The organism is Arthrobacter sp. Ms25 (assembly GCF_059090365.1).
Window position 1 is genome coordinate 118,062 of sequence record NZ_JBNHFP010000003.1, and the last position, 16,824, is coordinate 134,885.

A 16,824-nucleotide genomic window follows, 5' to 3' on the forward strand; every position below is an offset into this window, starting at 1 on the left:
CCGCCGGCGAGGGACTGCTACCTCAAGACGCGCCTTCCAGCACGCTCGCCAGCACGCTGGCCGCGCCGTCCTCGTACACCGTGCCGGTGACCTCGGAAGCCACTGCCAGTACCTCGTCCGGCGCCTGTCCCATAGCCACTCCGCGGGCGGCCCAATCCAGCATCTCAATGTCGTTGCGGCCGTCACCCAGGGCAACGGTCAGCGTGGGATCGACCTCGAGCCGGCGCCGTACCTGTTCCAAGGCACTGGCCTTGGTGACACCCGATGCGGCGATGTCCAGCCAGGCAGTCCAGCCCACGGAATACGTCACGCCATGCAGGCCGATCGCCTCCACTGCGTCACCGAATTCCTCCGCGGTGCTGTCCGTGCTGAAGACCACCACGCGTACGGCCTGTGCCTCCAGCATGGCTTCGAAGTCCACGGCGAGGGCTTCGACGCCGAAGCTGGCGTCCTGGAATCGTTCGGTGGAAAGGAAACGCCCGTCGGCATCTTCCAGGGCGAACTTGGCCGTCGGCAGCTTCTCCCGCAGCGCGGCCAGGGCCGGTTTCGGGTCAAAAACCACCCGGTCCATCACTTCGTAGCCGTCTTCCAGGGAGGGATCCAGCCGCAGGGTCACGGCGCCGTTGGAGCAGACGCAGTATCCCTTGGTCATGCCCAGCAGTTCGAGGATGGGCAGCGCGGCGCCGTAGGACCTGCCGGTGGCCACCACCAGGTGGTGTCCGGCCTCCAGGGCCTTTCGTGCGGCGTCGCGCACGCCCTGGGACATGTGGCCGTCGTGGTCCACGAGGGTTCCGTCTACGTCGAGGGCTACCAGGTGTCGCTTGTCTCGGGTTCGCTGGTCTTCGATGCCAGCGGTGCTCAAAGTTGTCATCGTTTTATCTAAGCAGATGGGCAAGGATAGCGGCTAGGACAGCCGGCACAGGAGCGGACCGGAGGGGAAGGACAGCGGCGGTGCGGGCCGGCATACGACGGCGGGACCGAACGGCAACTGCCCTTCGATCCCGCCGTTGTGGAGTGGTACTAGAGGACCGGGAGGACTTCCAGGCCGCCCATGTAGGGCTGCAGCGCGGCCGGGACATTGACCGAGCCGTCCGGGTTCTGGTGGTGCTCCAGGATGGCGACGATCCACCGGGTGGTGGCGAGCGTGCCGTTCAGGGTGGCCACGGCGCGGGTGCCCTTGCCCTCGCCCTGGCGTTCACGGATGTTCAGGCGCCGGGCCTGGAAGGTGGTGCAGTTCGAGGTGGAGGTCAGCTCGCGGTAGGCGTTCTGGGTGGGGACCCAGGCTTCGCAGTCGAACTTCCGGGCGGCGGACATGCCCAGGTCGCCCGCGGCGGTGTCGATGACCCGATAGGGCAGCTCGACCTTTGCCAGCATTTCCTCTTCCCAGGCGAGCAGCCGCTGGTGTTCTTCCGCGGCGTCCTCGGGGCGGGTGTAGACGAACATTTCCACTTTGTTGAACTGGTGGACGCGGATGATGCCGCGGGTGTCCTTGCCGTGCGAGCCGGCTTCGCGGCGGTAGCAGGAGGACCAGCCGGCGTAGCGGACCGGACCGCCGTCGAGCTCCATGATCTCGTCGGCGTGGTAACCGGCCAGCGGCACCTCGGAGGTGCCCACCAGGTACAGGTCGTCTTCGGCCAGGCGGTAGATCTCGGCGTCGTGGGCCACGTCAAAACCGGTGCCCTGCATGGTTTCGGGACGGACCAGCGTGGGAGTGATCATGGGGACGAACCCGGCCTTCACGGCCTGGTCCATGGCCATGTTCAGCAATGCCAGTTCCAGCCGGGCACCGACGCCGCGCAGGAAGTAGAAGCGGGAGCCGGAAACCTTGGCGCCGCGTTCCATGTCGATGGCACCCAGCAGTTCACCGATTTCCAGATGGTCGCGGGGCGTAAAGCCTTCAGCCTCGAAGTCGCGGGGCTTGCCGACGGTCTTGACGACCTCGAAGTCATCCTCCCCACCGGTGGGAACGCCGTCGGACACCAGGTTCGGGATCCGGCGCAGCAGCGCATCGGATTCGGCCTGGATGGCGTCTGCCTCGGCACCGGCGGCCTTGACCGCGGCGGCCAGTTCCTTCACCTCGGCCAGGAGCGCCTGCTTCTCTTCACCCTTCGCAGCGGCGACGCGCTTGCCGAAGGCGTTCTGTTCGGCGCGCAGGGTCTCGTAGCGGGTCCGGGCGTCACGGCGGGCAGCGTCGGCGGAAATGATCGCATCCACAACGCCCTCGTCGGCCAGCCGGGCGCGCTGCGAGGCTCGGAATTTTTCAGGATTTTCGCGGAGCTCATTTACATCGATCACGTTTCAAGAGTACCGAAAACCTTCCCGGCCTTTGGCGTGCCGTGCGGCGGCTATTCTGGGAGGCATCATGCCCGTCGAAATTACGCTCCTCCTTGTCCTCGTGGCTGCGCTGTTGGCCTCCGCCGCAACCTGGGCCGTTGCCGGCACCCGAAGCCGGCGGCGGGCGGCCGCGGATGCGGCGGTCTTCGCCCCGCGGGGAGCAGCGCACCAGCGGGTCGCCATGGTCATTAACCCGGTCAAGGCGCTGGCACCCGACGCAGAAGCGCTGCTGCGGGCGTCCTGCGAACTCGCCGGCTGGGATCCGCCGCTGATCCTGGAAACCACCGTCGACAGCCCCGGCTACCTGCAGGCTTTGCAGGCCCTGGAGTCCGGGGCCGACGTCGTCCTCGCGGCGGGCGGCGACGGCACCATCCGCGAAGTCTCACGCGCGGTGGCGCACTCCGGTGCCGCACTGGGACTGATTCCGCTGGGCACCGGCAACCTGCTGGCCCGGAACCTGGACATCTCCGTCGCGGACCTGGCCGGAAACATCCGCAATGCCCTGCACGGGGATGTGCGGCGGATCGACATGGCAACCATCCTGCTGGAGGACTCAGCGTCAGGACGCAGCTCCTCCAACGCGTTCCTGGTGATGGGCGGGATCGGCCTGGATGCCCAGGTCATCGCTGCCACCCGGGATGAGTTGAAAAAGCGGGTGGGCTGGCTGGCCTACAGCGAAGCCGGCGTCCGGCTGCTGCCGGGACGCCGCACCCGGATGACTGTCAGCCTCGATGACGGGCCGGCGCAGTCGCAGAAAGTCCACAGCGTGCTGGTGGCCAACACCGGACGGCTGCCGGCTGGAATCGACTTCATTCCCGACGCAGTGGTGGACGACGGGCTGCTGGACGTGGTCATCATGAGCCCGCGCAGCGTCCTGGGCTGGGCCTGGGTGGCCGGCAAGGTGATGACCCGCTACCCCAAGGACCTTCCGGTCATCCGGCACCACCGGGTTCGGAAAGTCGCGGTGAGCGTCGCGGAACCTACGCAGACCCAGCTCGACGGCGACCTGACCGGTCCCGCCACCGCCATCACCGTGGAGGTGGATACCGGCGCCCTGCTGGTCCGGGTGCCGCCTTCGCCCGTCCTGCCGCCGGCGGACTAGAGCCGGGCATGGAAACGGCGCCGCACCCTGGGGTGCGGCGCCGTCGGGCGGAAAGCGTTACTTGCCGTCCTGGGTGCCCTCGGAGTCGGTGTAGCCGCCTTCGCGGTCCGGGTCCGTCTTGGCACCGTCCGCGGCGGTGTACTTACCTTCATCCTCGTTCAGGGAGGACGGGGAGGCCTGCTCGCGGATCAGGGCCTCTTCCTCGGCGAAGCGGATGTCGTTGCCCTGGTCGCCGACATCGCCGCGGTAGTTGTCATCATTGGTGGAAACACCGCTGGGCTTCGGGTCCTTGAGCTGTTCTTCTTCGTTGGGGTACTCGCTCATGCCGGCACCTTCCTTCTTGGGGTGGTTGTCCAGTGCGCCAATACTGCGCGCGCCTTCCATCAGCATACTTATTGCCGCTGCCTGCGGAAACCCGGCTAATCCTCGAGCATCAGGCGCACCGCGGTCTCCGAAGCGGAAAATCCGGTGACGGGGATGACCTGGCCGTCGAAAAAGCGGTCCACAACCCGGGGGTCGATGTAGGACTTGCGGGCGATGGCCGGAGTGTTGCCCAGGTGGTCTGCAACGTCGCGGGCCGTGGCCGCCACGGCCTTCTGTTTCGTCCGGTTGGTGGTGGCCTCGGGCGCCAGCCGGGCCAGGGACATGGCAGCCACTACCGTGGCCTGCCAGGTGCGGAAGTCCTTGGCGCTGAAGTCTCCTCCCGTTACCTCCTTCAGGAAGGCGTTCAACTGGGCGGCATCCACGCTGTGCCAGGCGCCGTCCGCCCCGAGGTATGCCAGGGCGGTGTCCGCCTGCGGACGGGCAAGCATGGGTTCGATGGCCGCGGCAAGGTCGGCATCCTTGATGGAGGTGTGCCACTCCTGCCCGCTCTTGCCGGGAAAGTCGAAGCGTACTTCACTGCCGTCCAGGTTCACGTGCTCAATCCGCAGCGTCGTGGTGCCGTAGGAGCCGTTGGCTTCCGCATACCGGGTCCCGCCCACCCGCAGCGCTCCGGCGTCGACAATCCGCAGGGCAGCCGCCAGGGCACGTTCGGAACCGCAGCCTTCGGCCCGCAGGTGCTTGGTGATCAGCCGGCGCGCCGCCGGAAGCGACTGGGCGAATGCGAGGGCGCGGTCGAACTTCTCCCGGTCCTTCATCTCGCGCCAGTGCGGATGGTAGATGTACTGCTTGCGGCCGGCGCCGTCCGTTCCCGTGGCTTGGATGTGCCCGTTGGCATAGGGGCTGATCCAGACCTCCGTCCATGCCGGCGGGATCGCCAGGGAACGGATCCGGGCCAGGACCGTCCGGTCGGTAATGACCTGGCCGCGGATGTCCCGGTAGCTGAAACCCTTGCCCCACCGCCGCCGGGTGTACCCGGGATGTTCACAGTTGCTGCGTCTCAGTCGAGCCATGGTGCGCACCCTTTCACCGGACCGGTTTCACCGCGGCCCTAGCCCTAGTATCCGTTCAGCAGGGAGTCGAGCCAAACGTCGGCGGCCCGGAACGCTTCGTCACTGGTATGCCGGGAAATTTCCGTTTCCCGGTGGTCCGCCCGGGGATAGGACCCGAGGAAACGCAGTTCCGGGCTGATCCGGTGCAGGCCCTTCAACGCATCCGCCATCCGGGCATCCGCAATGTGCCCGTCGGCGTCGATGCTGAAGAAATAATCGCCGAGGAACATACCCGTGGGACGGGACTCGATCCGGCTCAGGTTCACCCCGCGGGTGGAGAACTGGTCCAGGATTTCCATCAGGGCTCCCGGGTGGTCCTCCGGCAGGGGAACCACCAGGGTGGTCTTGTCGGAGCCGGTAGGTTCGGGAAGCAGGCCGGGCAGGCTGATCATCACGAACCTGGTGACGGCATCACGCACGTCGCCGATATCCTCCCGCAGGACGTCCAGCCCGAGCCGCTGCGCCACCAACGGGGCGCAGATCGCGGCATCGAAGGACGGGTCAGTGCCGCCGAGTTCCACCGCGGCAGCGGCAGTGGAGGATGCCGGGAGATATTCCGCTTCGGGAATATTCGCCGCGGCCCATTCCCGGCACTGCGCCCAGGCGTGTGTATGGGTGGAGACCGTGCGGATATCCGCCAGTTCCACGCCCGGGCGCACCGCCAGCACAAAGGTGATGGGGACCAGGATCTCCCGCAGGATCCGCAGCGAGGTGCCGGCGGAAAGTGCGTCGAGGGTGGCGCTGACGCCGCCCTCGACGGAGTTTTCAATCGGCACCACTGCGGCAGTGGCCTGCCCGGAGCGGACCATTTCCAGTGCGGAGTTCACACTGGGTGCCGGAAGGCGGACGGAGTCCTGCGCACCCGGAACCGTCAGGAGGGCAGCCTCCGTGAAGGTCCCCTCCGGACCGAGATAGGCGTAAACCACGGTTTCCCCCAGCGGGCCGGGGTGGTGCGGGGCGGGGCGGGCGTCGGCGGCGTGCGTCATTTAACGGTCGGTTCCTGCCCGTTGTCGGAAACCATGGGCTTGCCCGCCTCGAGCCATGCCCCCATTCCGCCGTTGACGTTGACGGCGGAGTAGCCGTTGGCCTCCAGCCACTGGGTGGCCCGGGCGCTGCGGCCGCCGGTGCGGCAGATGACCGCCAGGTCCTGGTCCGGATCCAGGTCCTCCAGCGCGTCGGGCAGCCGGTCCAGCGGGATGTGGAGGGCGCCGTCGACGTGGCCGGCTTCCCACTCGTAGTCCTCCCGGACGTCCAGGATCCTGGCACCCTCGGGAATGGTGTCTACGGTTACGCTCTGCATGTCGCTCATTGCTGGCCTCACTGTCGTACGGATTCTCGGCCGTCCTCCGGTTCCGGGGCACACCCGGTCCCGGATACGGTGCCGTTTTGTCCAGCCTATAGTGGGACGCGGTTCGTGAGAACTAACGTCCGGACCCCGCCCGCACCGAAAGGCCTGCAATGCCCGCTCCGCACGAGATGACCGCCGTCGAGCTCCGGGATGCCCTGGCCGCCGGCACGCTGGGCGCCGAGGAAGTCACCGTCCATTACCTGCGGCGGATGGAGGAACTCAACCCGGAACTGGGTGCCTTCCTCACGCCGACGCCGGAACTCGCCGTGGCGGAGGCGCGGGCTGCGGATGCGCACCGGGCCGCCGGCGGATCCCTAGGGATGCTGCACGGGATGCCGCTGGCGCACAAGGACCTGACCGATGTTGCCGGAGTCCGCACCACCATGGGCAGCGCCGCCCTGGACCCGTGGATCGCTGAGAAGGACGCCCCCCTGCCGGCAGTCCTGCGCCGGGCCGGAGCCATCAGCCTGGGCAAGACGCAGGTGCCGGAATTCGGCCTCAGCAGTTACAGCGAAAACCGGGTGGGGCCGCCGGCGCGGAACCCCCGCGACCTCCGGCTCAGCCCCGGCGGATCCTCCGGCGGCAGTGCAGCCGCCGTCGCCGCCGGCCTGGTTCCCTTCGCCCCGGGAACCGACGGCGGCGGTTCGGTGCGCATCCCGGCGGCCGCAACCGGCCTGGTGGGGCTGAAACCCAACCGCGGGAGAATTCCGGCGGGCTCCGCGCAGCAGGACCTGGCCCAGTTCGTGGTGGCCGGTCCGCTGGCCCGCAGTGCCGCCGATGCCGCGTTGCTGCTGGATGCGATGGTGAATGAGCCCAACCACCGGGCCACCAGCGCCGCATCCGTCACGGGCACCTTCCTCGCTGCCGCCCTGCGGGCCGAGGGCCGGTTCCGGATCGGGGTCAGCACCCGCTCACCCTTCGAATCCAGGCTGGACATCCGGCTTGAGCCTGAAGCGGTCTCTGCCCTCGAGGCCGGTATCGTGGCCCTGGCCGGTGCCGGGCATGACGTGGTGGACACGGACCTGGTCTATGACGAGCAGTATCCGGATGCGTTCCGGACCGTGTGGACGGCCGGGTTGGCGACAGCCGCGCTGGCGCCGGGCGGCGAGGAACGGCTGACGGACCTGGCGGCAGTCATGCGTCGGCGCGCCCTCGGCCGCAGCGCCGCGGACCTGGTGGCCGCCGTCGACGTCCTGCGCTCCTTCGAAGCCGAAACGATCCGCCAGTACAGTGCCTATGACATGATCCTGACGCCCACCCTGGCCATGACACCGCGGCCCGTCGGCTGGTACACCAGCGACGACGCCGGCGCTGAAGAGCGGGCGGACGAGGACTACGCACGGCAGTGCCGGTACTCCCCGTTCACGTCCATGGTGAACGTCTGCGGTCTGCCGGCGATCACCCTTCCGGTCGTGGATACCGCGGCCGGCCTGCCCATGGGCATCCAGCTGATCGGGCGCCCCGGCGCCGAAGCGGATTTGCTGGCCGCGGCGGCGCAGCTGGGGTTTTGACGCCGGCGGGCCTAGAAGAGGCCGGCCAGCAGCCGGTCGGATTCCCGCTGTCCCTCGACGTCGAAGGCGCCGCCGGTAACGAGCAGTTCATCCGCGCCGGAGGACGCCACCAGGTCCTCGAGCCGTTGGTATACCTGTCCGACGGTCCCGTAGACCGAGGTTTCCAAAGTGCTGAGGACCAGCTCCTGCCGCCGTCCGGACAGTTCGGCGGCAGTATCCGCGGGTGACAGGGCGGGAAACACTCCCTTGGTCCGGGAATCGGCGAGGGCATGCGCCTCGGGCAGCAGCAGGTCCCTTGCCTCGCCTTCGCTGCCCGCCACGGCAACGTTGGCTGCCGCGAGCACGTAGGGACGGGGAAACCGGCCGGAGGGGCGGAAGGCCCGACGGTACCGCTCCAGGGCCCCTGCCTGCCCGGCGCTGTTCCGCCGGAAAAGTGCCGGGCCGCCCAGGACGACGCCGAGGCCCGCGCGGGCGGCTATTTCCACTCCTGCTCCGGTGGCGAGGATAAACACCGGCGTCTGCCCGCCGTCCTGCGGGCGGGCGGTGATCGGCGCGGTGCCGTCCAGGTAGGCCAGCAGCTCGCCCACATGCTCCTCGAACTGTTCCGCTTCGGCCTGTCCCGCCCGCAGCGCTGTCCGCACTGCCGGAGTGAAACCGATGGAGCGGCCGAGACCGAGGTCGATCCGGCCCGGATGCAGCGCCTGCAGAGTAGCTGCCTGCTCTGCCACGACCAGCGGTGCGTGGTTCGGCAGCATGATGCCGCCGGAGCCGATCCGGATACTGCTGGTGCGGGCGGCCAGGGCGGCTATCAGGACGGCGGGTGCCGAACCTGCAATCCCGGCCACGGCGTGGTGCTCCGCCACCCAAAAGCGCCGGTAGCCCAGCTGTTCTGCCGATTCGGCGCGGTTAAGGACGGCACCGAGTGCGTTGGCCTCCGAAAATCCTTCCCGGGAGTTGGCGCGGTCAAGGATGGAGACGGGAACGCTGAGGCTGGCCATACCCCTTCCAACCCGCACGGCGGCGGGGGAATTCCGGACCCGCCGCGCAAATCCGCGCGTCATGCAGGGGCTTATGCATGTAACGCGGGCAAAATCATCCCATTTTCCTGTGACCTTCAACATAAGCTGCCAAAAAGCTGCCTAGTGTTCGGCGGAATCTTTGGGATGTGGCTGCTTTTGCCCCTCCGGGGAGTGGGAACATTAACGCGTGAGCCATACCCCCAGTACCCCAGGCGTAAAAGAAGCGCGTAAAAACTTCTTCGGCCATCCCCGGATGTTGGCCAACCTCTTCAGTGTTGAGCTGTGGGAGCGATTCTCCTTCTACGGCATGCAGGGCATCCTGCTGTACTACATGTACTACAGCACTACCGACGGCGGCCTCGGCATTGACGAAGCCATTGCCGTCTCCTTGGTCGGCGCCTACGGCGGTGGCGTGTACCTCTCCACCATCCTCGGTGCCTGGCTGGCGGACCGCGTCTTCGGCGCCGAACGGGTGCTGTTCTACGCTGCCGCACTGGTCATGCTGGGCCACATCTCCCTGGCCGTGCTGCCCGGCGCCGTCGGACTGGCCACCGGCCTGATCCTGATCGCCGTGGGTTCCGGCGGCGTGAAGGCCAACGCGACCTCGCTCGTGGGCACCCTGTACGACGAAAAAGACCAGCGGCGCGACGCCGGCTTCTCCATCTTCTACATGGGCATCAACATCGGCGCCCTGATCGGCCCGATCCTGACCGGCCTGGCCTGGAGCCGCTACGGCTTCCACATCGGCTTCGGCCTGGCCGCCCTCGGCATGGCCATCGGCCTGATCCAGTACGGGATGACCCGAAAGAACCTGCCCGAATCCGCCCACCAGGTGGCCAACCCGCTGCCGAAGCAGCAGTACATGAAGGTCGGCCTCATCGCAGCGGCTGCCCTGGTGGTCATTGTGCTGGCCGTCGTGTTCAACATCCTTACTGCCAAGAACCTCGCGGTCGTTATGGCGATCGTGGCCATCACGGCGGCCGTCGCCTACTTCGTCGTCATCCTCGGCAGCAAGAAGGTGAACCAGGTGGAGCGCCGGCGGGTGTATTCCTTCATCCCCCTCTTCATTGCCAGCGCTGCGTTCTGGGCCCTGTTCCAGCAGCAGTTCACGGTGGTGGCGCTGTACGCGGACTCCTCGTTGAACCGCACGATCTTCGGCTGGGAAATGCCGCCGAGCTGGGTGCAGTCCATCAACCCGGTCTTCATCATCATCTTCGCTGCCGTGTTCGCCGGTGTGTGGACCAAGTTGGGCGACCGTCAGCCGTCTTCCCCGCTGAAGTTCGCGATGGGTCTGTCCGTGATGGGCCTCGCCTTCTTGGCCTTCATTCCGTTCTCGGGCGGCGCACCGAACAGCACCCCGCTGCTGGCCCTGGCCGGCATCCTGCTGCTGTTCACGTTCGCTGAGCTGTTCCTGTCCCCGATTGGCCTGTCCGTGGCTACCAAGCTGGCGCCGGAAGTCTTCCGGAACCAGATGGTGGCGCTGTTCTTCCTGTCCGTTTCCCTGGGCACCACTATGGCGGGCTGGCTGGCACAGTTCTACGACCCGGCAACCGAAGTCAGCTACTTCACCTTCAGCGGCGTCACCGCAATCATCCTCGGCATCGCCCTGGCTGTGGCCACGCCGTCGATCAAGAAGCTCATGGGCGGCGTGCGCTAGCGCACCTGCACCACGCGCCTGGGACGGCGGCACCGGAATTCTCCGGGGCCGCCGTCCTTTTTTGCGTGCCGTCATCTTCTTGGCCGCATCCCGGCAGCATGGCTACGATGGGTCCAGCTTCAGGAGACACGGCCGCCAAGCTCCGACTTGGCCGTGCACCAACCCCATGCTTCGCGGGTGGTTCGGATGACGAAGCGGCCTGCACCGCCCCCTGGGCGCCCGGTGCAGGCAAGAGCACGGATTCCTAAGGATCACCGCCATGCGCAAAAGCACCGACCGCATTCTGACCACCCACGCCGGTTCCCTCCCGCGCACACCCGAACTGATCGCCGCGAACGCCGCCCGCGCCGCCGACCCGGCGACCGCGGAGGGCTACGCCGAACTGCTGCAGTCCGCCGTCGCCGACCTGGTGCGCCGCCAGCAGGCAGCGGGCATCGACATCCCGAACGACGGCGAATACGGGCACGCGATGTCCTCCGCCGTCGACTACGGCGCGTGGTGGTCCTATTCCTTCTCCCGGCTCAGCGGCCTCAGTGTTGCCGAGACCGGAATTTGGGACATGGAGCCGCACCGCTCCGCACCCGGCGCCATTGTCCTGACCAGTTTCGGGGACCGCCGCGACCGTCAGCGCTTCGCCGATGCCTACACCGACCCGTCCTCGGGCATCACCACAGGGCCGCAGAAGGTTTTTCCTAAGGTCACGGGACCGGTGGAATACACGGGGTACGACGCCGTAGCCCGCGACATTGCCAACCTCAAGGCTGCCCTGGCCGGCACGGGTGCAACGGAGGGTTTCCTCGCCTCCCTGTCCCCCGGCTCCTGTTCCCGGATAGCCAACGAGTACTACGCCACGCAGGAGGAGTTCATCTACGCCTGCGCGGATGCGATGCGCGAGGAGTACAAAGCAATTGTCGACGCCGGACTGATCGTCCAGATCGATGATCCGTCCATTGCGGAGAACTGGGACCAGATCAATCCGGAACCTTCGGTTGAGGACTACCTGCGCTTCACGCAGATCCGGGTGGAGGCGCTCAACTATGCCCTGCGGGGGCTGCCCGAAGAGCAGATCCGCTTCCACCTGTGCTGGGGTTCCTGGCACGGACCGCACACCACCGACATTGAGTTCCGCCACCTGGCGGACACCCTGCTGCAGATCAATGCCGGTGCCTACAGCTTCGAGGCCGGGAACGTACGGCACGAGCACGAATGGCGGGTCTGGGAAGACACCAAGCTGCCGGACGGGAAGATCATTCTTCCCGGCGTCGTCTCCCATGCCACCAACGTGGTGGAGCACCCGGAACTGATAGCGGACCGCATTGAACGTTTTGCCCGGCTGGTGGGGCGGGAAAACGTCATTGCCTCCACGGACTGCGGCCTGGGCGGCCGGGTGCATCCGCAGATCGCAGCCGCCAAGCTGGAAGCGCTCGGGGCCGGTGCCCGCCTCGCCAGCAGCCGGCTTTGGTAAGCGGGCAGCGGCGCCGGCCGGCTTCAGTGGTCTAGAGTGGAACCGTAAGGTTACTTATGGTTCACAGCAGAGGAGGCCATTATGGCTGACACGAATGCACACGATCCGAAGACGGAATCCACGAACCCGATCGAGAACGCCATGGAGAACCTGGTGCAGACCTCGGAAGAAGTCCCCGACGGCAGCGGCAGCCAGGACCATTCCGACCCGCGGACGGAAGTGCACTCGAACCTCGCACAGGGCTTGAATTCCGACAACGAGAACTTCAAGGACAAGCACAGCTGACCTGCCGGGTGGGTGCGGCGGAGGGATTCCACCGCCGCACCTTTACCTCGTTCGGCGCGCGGTCAGCCGTCCAGCCCGGCACTGGTCAGCACCAGCATCGCGGTGGCCGCCGCGAGGCCACCCAGCGCGCACACGGTGTTGAACGCCGTGGCCCCGGCCTGCCGCCGGCCCCGCCCGAAGAGGACCGACGCCGCGATCCAGGCCCCGGCGAAGGCCAGTGCGGGCAGCGGACCGCTGGCGAAACCCACGGTGTCTTCCGCCCACTTCGGCAGCGCGAATGCCGACCGCTGCGTCCAGAAAAACCAGAACACCGGTGCGGCGCAAAGGTAGGCCGCGTTGAAGAACACCATCATCATCCGGGTGCCGCGGAGTATTCCGGCAGGCGTGCCGGCGCCCGTGGCCCGGGCGGAAGTCCCCGAAGAAGCCATCCACCTGCCCTTCCCCCGCTTTGCCGCCGATCTGCGGCGTTGGGATAGAGCATACGGCCGCGCACGGAATTTCCACCTGCAGGCCTGCGTCTGCCGCCTGCGGCGTTTCTTTGGCATGCTTAGGGGTATGTCTAATCGTGCCGGCCAACGCGCCGAACCTTCCGACCTTGTAGACCTCACCGCGCTCCTGGACGCCTATTACGACGTCGTGCCGGATCCTTCCAACGTCGCCCAGCGCGTTGTCTTCGGCACCTCCGGCCACCGCGGCTCTTCGCTGAACGGCGCCTTCAATGAGCAGCACATTGCCGCCATCACCCAGGCCATCGTGGAATACCGCACCTCTGCCGGTATCACCGGACCGCTGTTCATGGGCAAAGACACCCATGCCCTGTCCGAACCGGCGCAGAACACGGCGCTGGAGGTCCTGGCCGCCAACGGCGTCAACGTGCAGATCGATGCGCGCAACGGGTTCACCCCCACCCCGGCCGTGAGCCACGCGATCCTCGTGCACAACGCCACCCGCACGGACCAGGCCGACGGCATTGTGGTCACCCCGTCGCACAACCCGCCCGCAGACGGCGGGTTCAAGTACAACCCGCCCACGGGCGGACCCGCCGGGTCGGACATCACCAACTGGATTGCCGACCGCGCCAATCAGTTGCTCGAAAACGGCCTGTCAGGGGTGAAGCGGATTCCCCTCGGCGAAGCACGCCTGGCCGACTCGGTGGGCACCTATGACTTCCTGGCGCACTACGTCGAAGACCTGCCCGCGGTGCTGAACCTGGATGCCATCCGCAGCGCCGGACTCCACATCGGCGCAGATCCGCTGGGCGGGGCCTCGGTGGATTACTGGGGCGCCATCGCGGAACGGCATCAGCTGAACCTGACCGTGGTCAACCCCAACGTCGACCCGCAGTGGGCGTTCATGACCCTGGACTGGGACGAGAAGATCCGCATGGACTGCTCCTCCCCGTATGCCATGGCCTCCCTCATTTCCAGGGCCGGGGATTACGACATTGCCACCGGCAACGACGCCGATGCGGACCGCCACGGCATTGTCACTCCCGATGCGGGTCTGATGAACCCGAACCATTACCTGGCCACCGCCATCGATTACCTGTACCGCAACCGTTCCGGCTGGAACGCGGACGCCATGGTGGGCAAGACCCTGGTCTCCTCCTCCATGATCGACAGGGTTACTGCCGACCTGGGCCGGGTACTCATGGAGGTTCCGGTGGGCTTCAAGTGGTTCGTTCCGGGCCTGCTGTCCGGGGAGACGGCCTTCGGCGGCGAGGAATCCGCCGGCGCGTCCTTCCTCCGGCTCGACGGGAAGCCGTGGAGCACCGACAAGGACGGGCTCCTGCTGGCACTGCTGGCCTCGGAAATGACGGCCGTGACCGGCAAGACCCCGTCCCAGCGCTACCGTGAGCTGACCGCCCGGTTCGGCGACCCGGAGTACGCCCGCGTGGACGCCCCCGCCACCCGGGAACAGAAGGCAGCGCTGGCCAAGCTCTCGCCGTCGGACGTCACCGCCACCAGCCTGGCCGGCGAGGAAATCACCGCCCGCCTGACCGAGGCGCCGGGCAACGGCGCACCCATCGGCGGACTGAAGGTGACCACGGAGAACGCCTGGTTCGCTGCACGCCCGTCGGGCACGGAAGACGTCTACAAGATTTATGCCGAGTCCTTCAAGGGCGAGGAGCACCTGCACCAGGTCCAGGCCGAAGCCAAGGCCATTGTGGACGGTGTGATCTCCTAGGCCGCCCGGTCCACGGAAGGGGTGCACCCGCCGGCGCGCCCCTTCCGTGCATCGGCAGCGGGTTACAGCAGCCTGCGCAGGAGCCGTTTTTTCAGCCCCGTATAGGGCGGGTAGGCGAACCGGAGGGTGTCCAGCAGGGTGCCTTTGGTGAAAACCGGCCGCAGCTGGCTGAAGGTGTCGAAGGTGTACTTCCCGTGGTACGCGCCGGTCCCGCTGGCACCGGCACCGCCGAACGGCAGGCCGGGCACCGCCAGCTGCACGGTGCTGGCATTGTGATTGATGCTGCCCGCCCGGACCCCGTCCTCGAACGTTTTCCGGTCCGCCGCGGAGTTGCTGTACAGATAGGCGGCCAGCGGAACAGGCCGGGAATTGATGAACCGCATTGCCTCCTCGAGGTTCTTCACCTGAATGATCGGCAGGATGGGTCCGAAGATTTCCTCCTGCATCACCGGCGAATCCGGTGCCACATCCGTGAGGATGGTCGGCTCCAGGTACAGCGTGCCGCGGTCGCTGCGCCCGCCGGCCAGGATGGTGCCGCTGTCCAGCAGCCCCACCAGCCGTTCCCAATGCTGTTCATTGACAATCCGCCCCAGGTCCGCACTGCGGGACGGGTCCTTGCCGAACTGCTCCGTAACGGCCCGGACCAGGTGCTTCTTCAGTGCCGGTGCAGCCTTTTCCGTCACCAGCACATAGTCCGGTGCCACGCAGGTCTGCCCGGCGTTCAACAGTTTTCCGAAGACCAGGCGACGTGCCACCGCGGACCAGTTGCCGTCCAGTACCACCGCCGGGGATTTCCCGCCCAGTTCCAGGGTGACCGGGGTCAGGTGTTCGGCTGCGGCCTGCAGGACAATCCTGCCCACCCGCTCCCCGCCGGTGAAGAAGATCGAGTCGAAGCGTTCCTTCAGCAGGGCGGTGCTGGCCTCCTGGCCCCCCTCGACCACGGCTACGGCGGCCGGATCAACGTAACGCGGCAGCAGGTCCGCCAGCACGGCCGACGTGGCCGGGGCCAGTTCGCTGGGTTTGAGCACCGCGGCGTTCCCGGCGGCCAGGGCACCCACCAACGGGGCCAGGACCAGCTGCACGGGATAGTTCCACGGACCGATGATCAACACCACGCCCATCGGCTGCGGTTCGGTCCGGGCCGAGGCCGGCTGAAGACCCGCCGGAACCGGAACGCGGCGGCTCCGGGTCCACTTCTCCAGGTTCTTCAGGGCGTGTTCGGCTTCCGCCCGCACCAGCGACAGCTCGGTGACGTAGCTTTCAAGCGGATTCTTGCCCAGATCCGCGGCCAGCGCATCGGCCAACTCCCGTTCCCGCTCGGAGAACAACCGGACCAGTCCCTGGAGCTGCTGCCGCCGCCACCCGAGCGGCCGGGTGCGACCGGATTCATAGGTTTCCCGCACCCGAGCCAGCACGGCGGGAACGGCTGCCGGTGAAGTATCCGGGAAACCTGGGGCCGAATCGCTGGAGGACGTTCCGGTAAAAGCCGGGACCATTTTGCTCATGCCTGGGTGCTTTCCTTTGGTGCGGTTTGTACTTGGGGTGCGGCGGGCCGCCGGCCGGTGAAGTGGTCCATGGACTGGTAGACCTTGAAGACGCGTCCTGCCACCACGTCCCAGGCCGGCTGCGGCAGGACGTTGCGCAGGGCACTGCCCAGTGCCACGGTCCACGGCAGCTGGAGCCGCGCCTTCCCCGCAAGCATGGCTTCCCAGGCCCTGTCCACCACGTACTCCGGTTCCATCAGCGGCGTCAGCAGCGGTCCCCGCGCGCCTTCGAACATCCCGGTCTTAATGTAGCTGGGGATCAGGGTGGTCACGGCAACGTGCCCGTTGCCCGACTCGTTCAGTTCCAGGCGCAGTGAATCGCTCCAGCCGATGACCGCCCACTTGGAAGCCGTGTAGACGCTCATTTTCGGAACGGACAGCGTGCCGGAAGCCGAGGCAACATTGAGGATGCGGGCGGGGGTGCGCCGCTCGATCATGCCGGGCAGGAAAGCCCGGGCCACCTGCATGGGAGCGAGGGTATTCACCTGCATCACGGCGTCGATGTCCGCCTCCGGTGCGTGTTCCCAGAAGTACTTGCCGCGCACGATTCCGGCGTTGTTGACCAGGATGTCCGGAACCCCGGCGTCCCGGATGACCCGCTCGGCTGCGGCGGTGATGTCCGGCAGGGAGGCAACGTCCACCGCGTAGGGGTGGATCACTGATGTGCCCAGTTCCCGCAGCGCCGCGGCAGCGTCGGCAAGGGCCTCGGCATTGAGGTCCCACAGCACCACGCCCGCAGCGCCCCCGCGTACGGCGCGCTCCGCATACAGGCGCCCCATGCCCATGGCTGCGCCGGTGATCAGGACAACGCGTCCTGCAACTGAAATACTCATGCTGCTCCATCGTCCGGTCGGTCTGCGATCAAGGCCACGCCCTGACCTTGCATGCTTCTTATGCAACGTAGCACCCCGGTTCTGAAGGACGGCTAGAATTTTGTCT

General features: G+C 67.1%; 16 protein-coding genes and 1 riboswitch. Of the genes, 6 read left to right on the forward strand and 10 right to left on the reverse strand.

From position 1 onward, the window contains the following. Window positions 1-22: 22 nt before the first annotated feature. Window positions 23-871, reverse strand: a complete 849-nt coding sequence (locus AC5RT8_RS08710; RefSeq protein ID WP_494095313.1) for an HAD family hydrolase — start codon at window positions 869-871, stop codon at window positions 23-25. Between the two features lie 149 nt (window positions 872-1,020). Then, window positions 1,021-2,295: a serine--tRNA ligase gene (gene serS / locus AC5RT8_RS08715; RefSeq protein ID WP_494095314.1), complete on the reverse strand. Its 1,275-nt coding sequence runs from the start codon at window positions 2,293-2,295 to the stop codon at window positions 1,021-1,023. Between the two features lie 67 nt (window positions 2,296-2,362). Here serS and AC5RT8_RS08720 point away from each other — a divergent pair, with 67 nt between their 5' ends. After that, window positions 2,363-3,436 (forward strand): diacylglycerol/lipid kinase family protein, encoded by a 1,074-nt coding sequence (locus AC5RT8_RS08720; protein ID WP_494095315.1) that lies wholly within the window; start codon window positions 2,363-2,365, stop codon window positions 3,434-3,436. Between the two features lie 57 nt (window positions 3,437-3,493). On the opposite strand, the gene AC5RT8_RS08725 is transcribed toward AC5RT8_RS08720, so the two are convergent. From AC5RT8_RS08725 to AC5RT8_RS08740, 4 genes are read right to left on the reverse strand one after another with little or no spacing between them, the layout of a single operon-like run. Continuing rightward, window positions 3,494-3,820 (reverse strand): hypothetical protein, encoded by a 327-nt coding sequence (locus AC5RT8_RS08725; protein ID WP_494095316.1) that lies wholly within the window; start codon window positions 3,818-3,820, stop codon window positions 3,494-3,496. 35 nt (window positions 3,821-3,855) lie between these two features. Further along, the gene (locus tag AC5RT8_RS08730; RefSeq protein WP_494095317.1) at window positions 3,856-4,830 is read right to left on the reverse strand and encodes a DNA topoisomerase IB; all 975 of its coding nucleotides are present in this window, start codon (window positions 4,828-4,830) and stop codon (window positions 3,856-3,858) included. A gap of 44 nt (window positions 4,831-4,874) precedes the next feature. After that, window positions 4,875-5,855 (reverse strand): prephenate dehydratase, encoded by a 981-nt coding sequence (pheA, locus tag AC5RT8_RS08735; RefSeq protein WP_494095318.1) that lies wholly within the window; start codon window positions 5,853-5,855, stop codon window positions 4,875-4,877. Continuing rightward, on the reverse strand, window positions 5,852-6,178 hold the full coding sequence (locus tag AC5RT8_RS08740) for a rhodanese-like domain-containing protein (protein ID WP_494095319.1): 327 nt from the start codon (window positions 6,176-6,178) through the stop codon (window positions 5,852-5,854). The genes pheA and AC5RT8_RS08740 overlap by 4 nt, the downstream gene beginning before the upstream one ends. Window positions 6,179-6,327: 149 nt before the next feature. On the opposite strand from AC5RT8_RS08740, the gene AC5RT8_RS08745 reads away from it, so the two are divergent. Then, a complete protein-coding gene (locus AC5RT8_RS08745; protein ID WP_494095320.1) occupies window positions 6,328-7,728 on the forward strand; it encodes an amidase in 1,401 nt (466 codons plus the stop codon). A gap of 11 nt (window positions 7,729-7,739) precedes the next feature. On the opposite strand, the gene AC5RT8_RS08750 is transcribed toward AC5RT8_RS08745, so the two are convergent. Next, window positions 7,740-8,726 (reverse strand): MsnO8 family LLM class oxidoreductase, encoded by a 987-nt coding sequence (locus AC5RT8_RS08750; RefSeq protein ID WP_494095321.1) that lies wholly within the window; start codon window positions 8,724-8,726, stop codon window positions 7,740-7,742. A gap of 208 nt (window positions 8,727-8,934) precedes the next feature. Between AC5RT8_RS08750 and AC5RT8_RS08755 the strand changes: the two genes are divergently transcribed. The 3 genes from AC5RT8_RS08755 to AC5RT8_RS08765 all read left to right on the forward strand — a co-directional run bounded on the left by AC5RT8_RS08755 (window position 8,935) and on the right by AC5RT8_RS08765 (window position 12,154). Then, a complete protein-coding gene (locus AC5RT8_RS08755) occupies window positions 8,935-10,404 on the forward strand; it encodes a peptide MFS transporter (RefSeq protein WP_494095322.1) in 1,470 nt (489 codons plus the stop codon). Window positions 10,405-10,521: 117 nt separating this feature from the next. After that, window positions 10,522-10,645: riboswitch (SAM riboswitch) on the forward strand. Window positions 10,646-10,663: 18 nt separating this feature from the next. Then, on the forward strand, window positions 10,664-11,869 hold the full coding sequence (locus AC5RT8_RS08760; RefSeq protein WP_494095323.1) for a cobalamin-independent methionine synthase II family protein: 1,206 nt from the start codon (window positions 10,664-10,666) through the stop codon (window positions 11,867-11,869). An 81-nt stretch (window positions 11,870-11,950) separates the two neighbouring features. Beyond that, window positions 11,951-12,154: a hypothetical protein gene (locus AC5RT8_RS08765; protein WP_494095324.1), complete on the forward strand. Its 204-nt coding sequence runs from the start codon at window positions 11,951-11,953 to the stop codon at window positions 12,152-12,154. A gap of 62 nt (window positions 12,155-12,216) precedes the next feature. On the opposite strand, the gene AC5RT8_RS08770 is transcribed toward AC5RT8_RS08765, so the two are convergent. Then, a complete protein-coding gene (locus tag AC5RT8_RS08770) occupies window positions 12,217-12,582 on the reverse strand; it encodes a hypothetical protein (protein ID WP_494095325.1) in 366 nt (121 codons plus the stop codon). Between the two features lie 127 nt (window positions 12,583-12,709). On the opposite strand from AC5RT8_RS08770, the gene pgm reads away from it, so the two are divergent. Then, window positions 12,710-14,341 carry a phosphoglucomutase (alpha-D-glucose-1,6-bisphosphate-dependent) gene (gene pgm / locus AC5RT8_RS08775; RefSeq protein WP_494095326.1) on the forward strand — a complete coding sequence of 544 codons (1,632 nt, stop codon included), beginning with the start codon at window positions 12,710-12,712 and terminating at the stop codon, window positions 14,339-14,341. Window positions 14,342-14,403: 62 nt separating this feature from the next. Here the strand turns inward: pgm and AC5RT8_RS08780 are convergent, their stop codons facing one another. Continuing rightward, window positions 14,404-15,846 (reverse strand): aldehyde dehydrogenase family protein, encoded by a 1,443-nt coding sequence (locus tag AC5RT8_RS08780; protein ID WP_494095327.1) that lies wholly within the window; start codon window positions 15,844-15,846, stop codon window positions 14,404-14,406. Then, window positions 15,843-16,718 (reverse strand): SDR family NAD(P)-dependent oxidoreductase, encoded by an 876-nt coding sequence (locus AC5RT8_RS08785; RefSeq protein ID WP_494095328.1) that lies wholly within the window; start codon window positions 16,716-16,718, stop codon window positions 15,843-15,845. The genes AC5RT8_RS08780 and AC5RT8_RS08785 overlap by 4 nt, the downstream gene beginning before the upstream one ends. Between the last annotated feature and the right edge of the window lie 106 nt (window positions 16,719-16,824).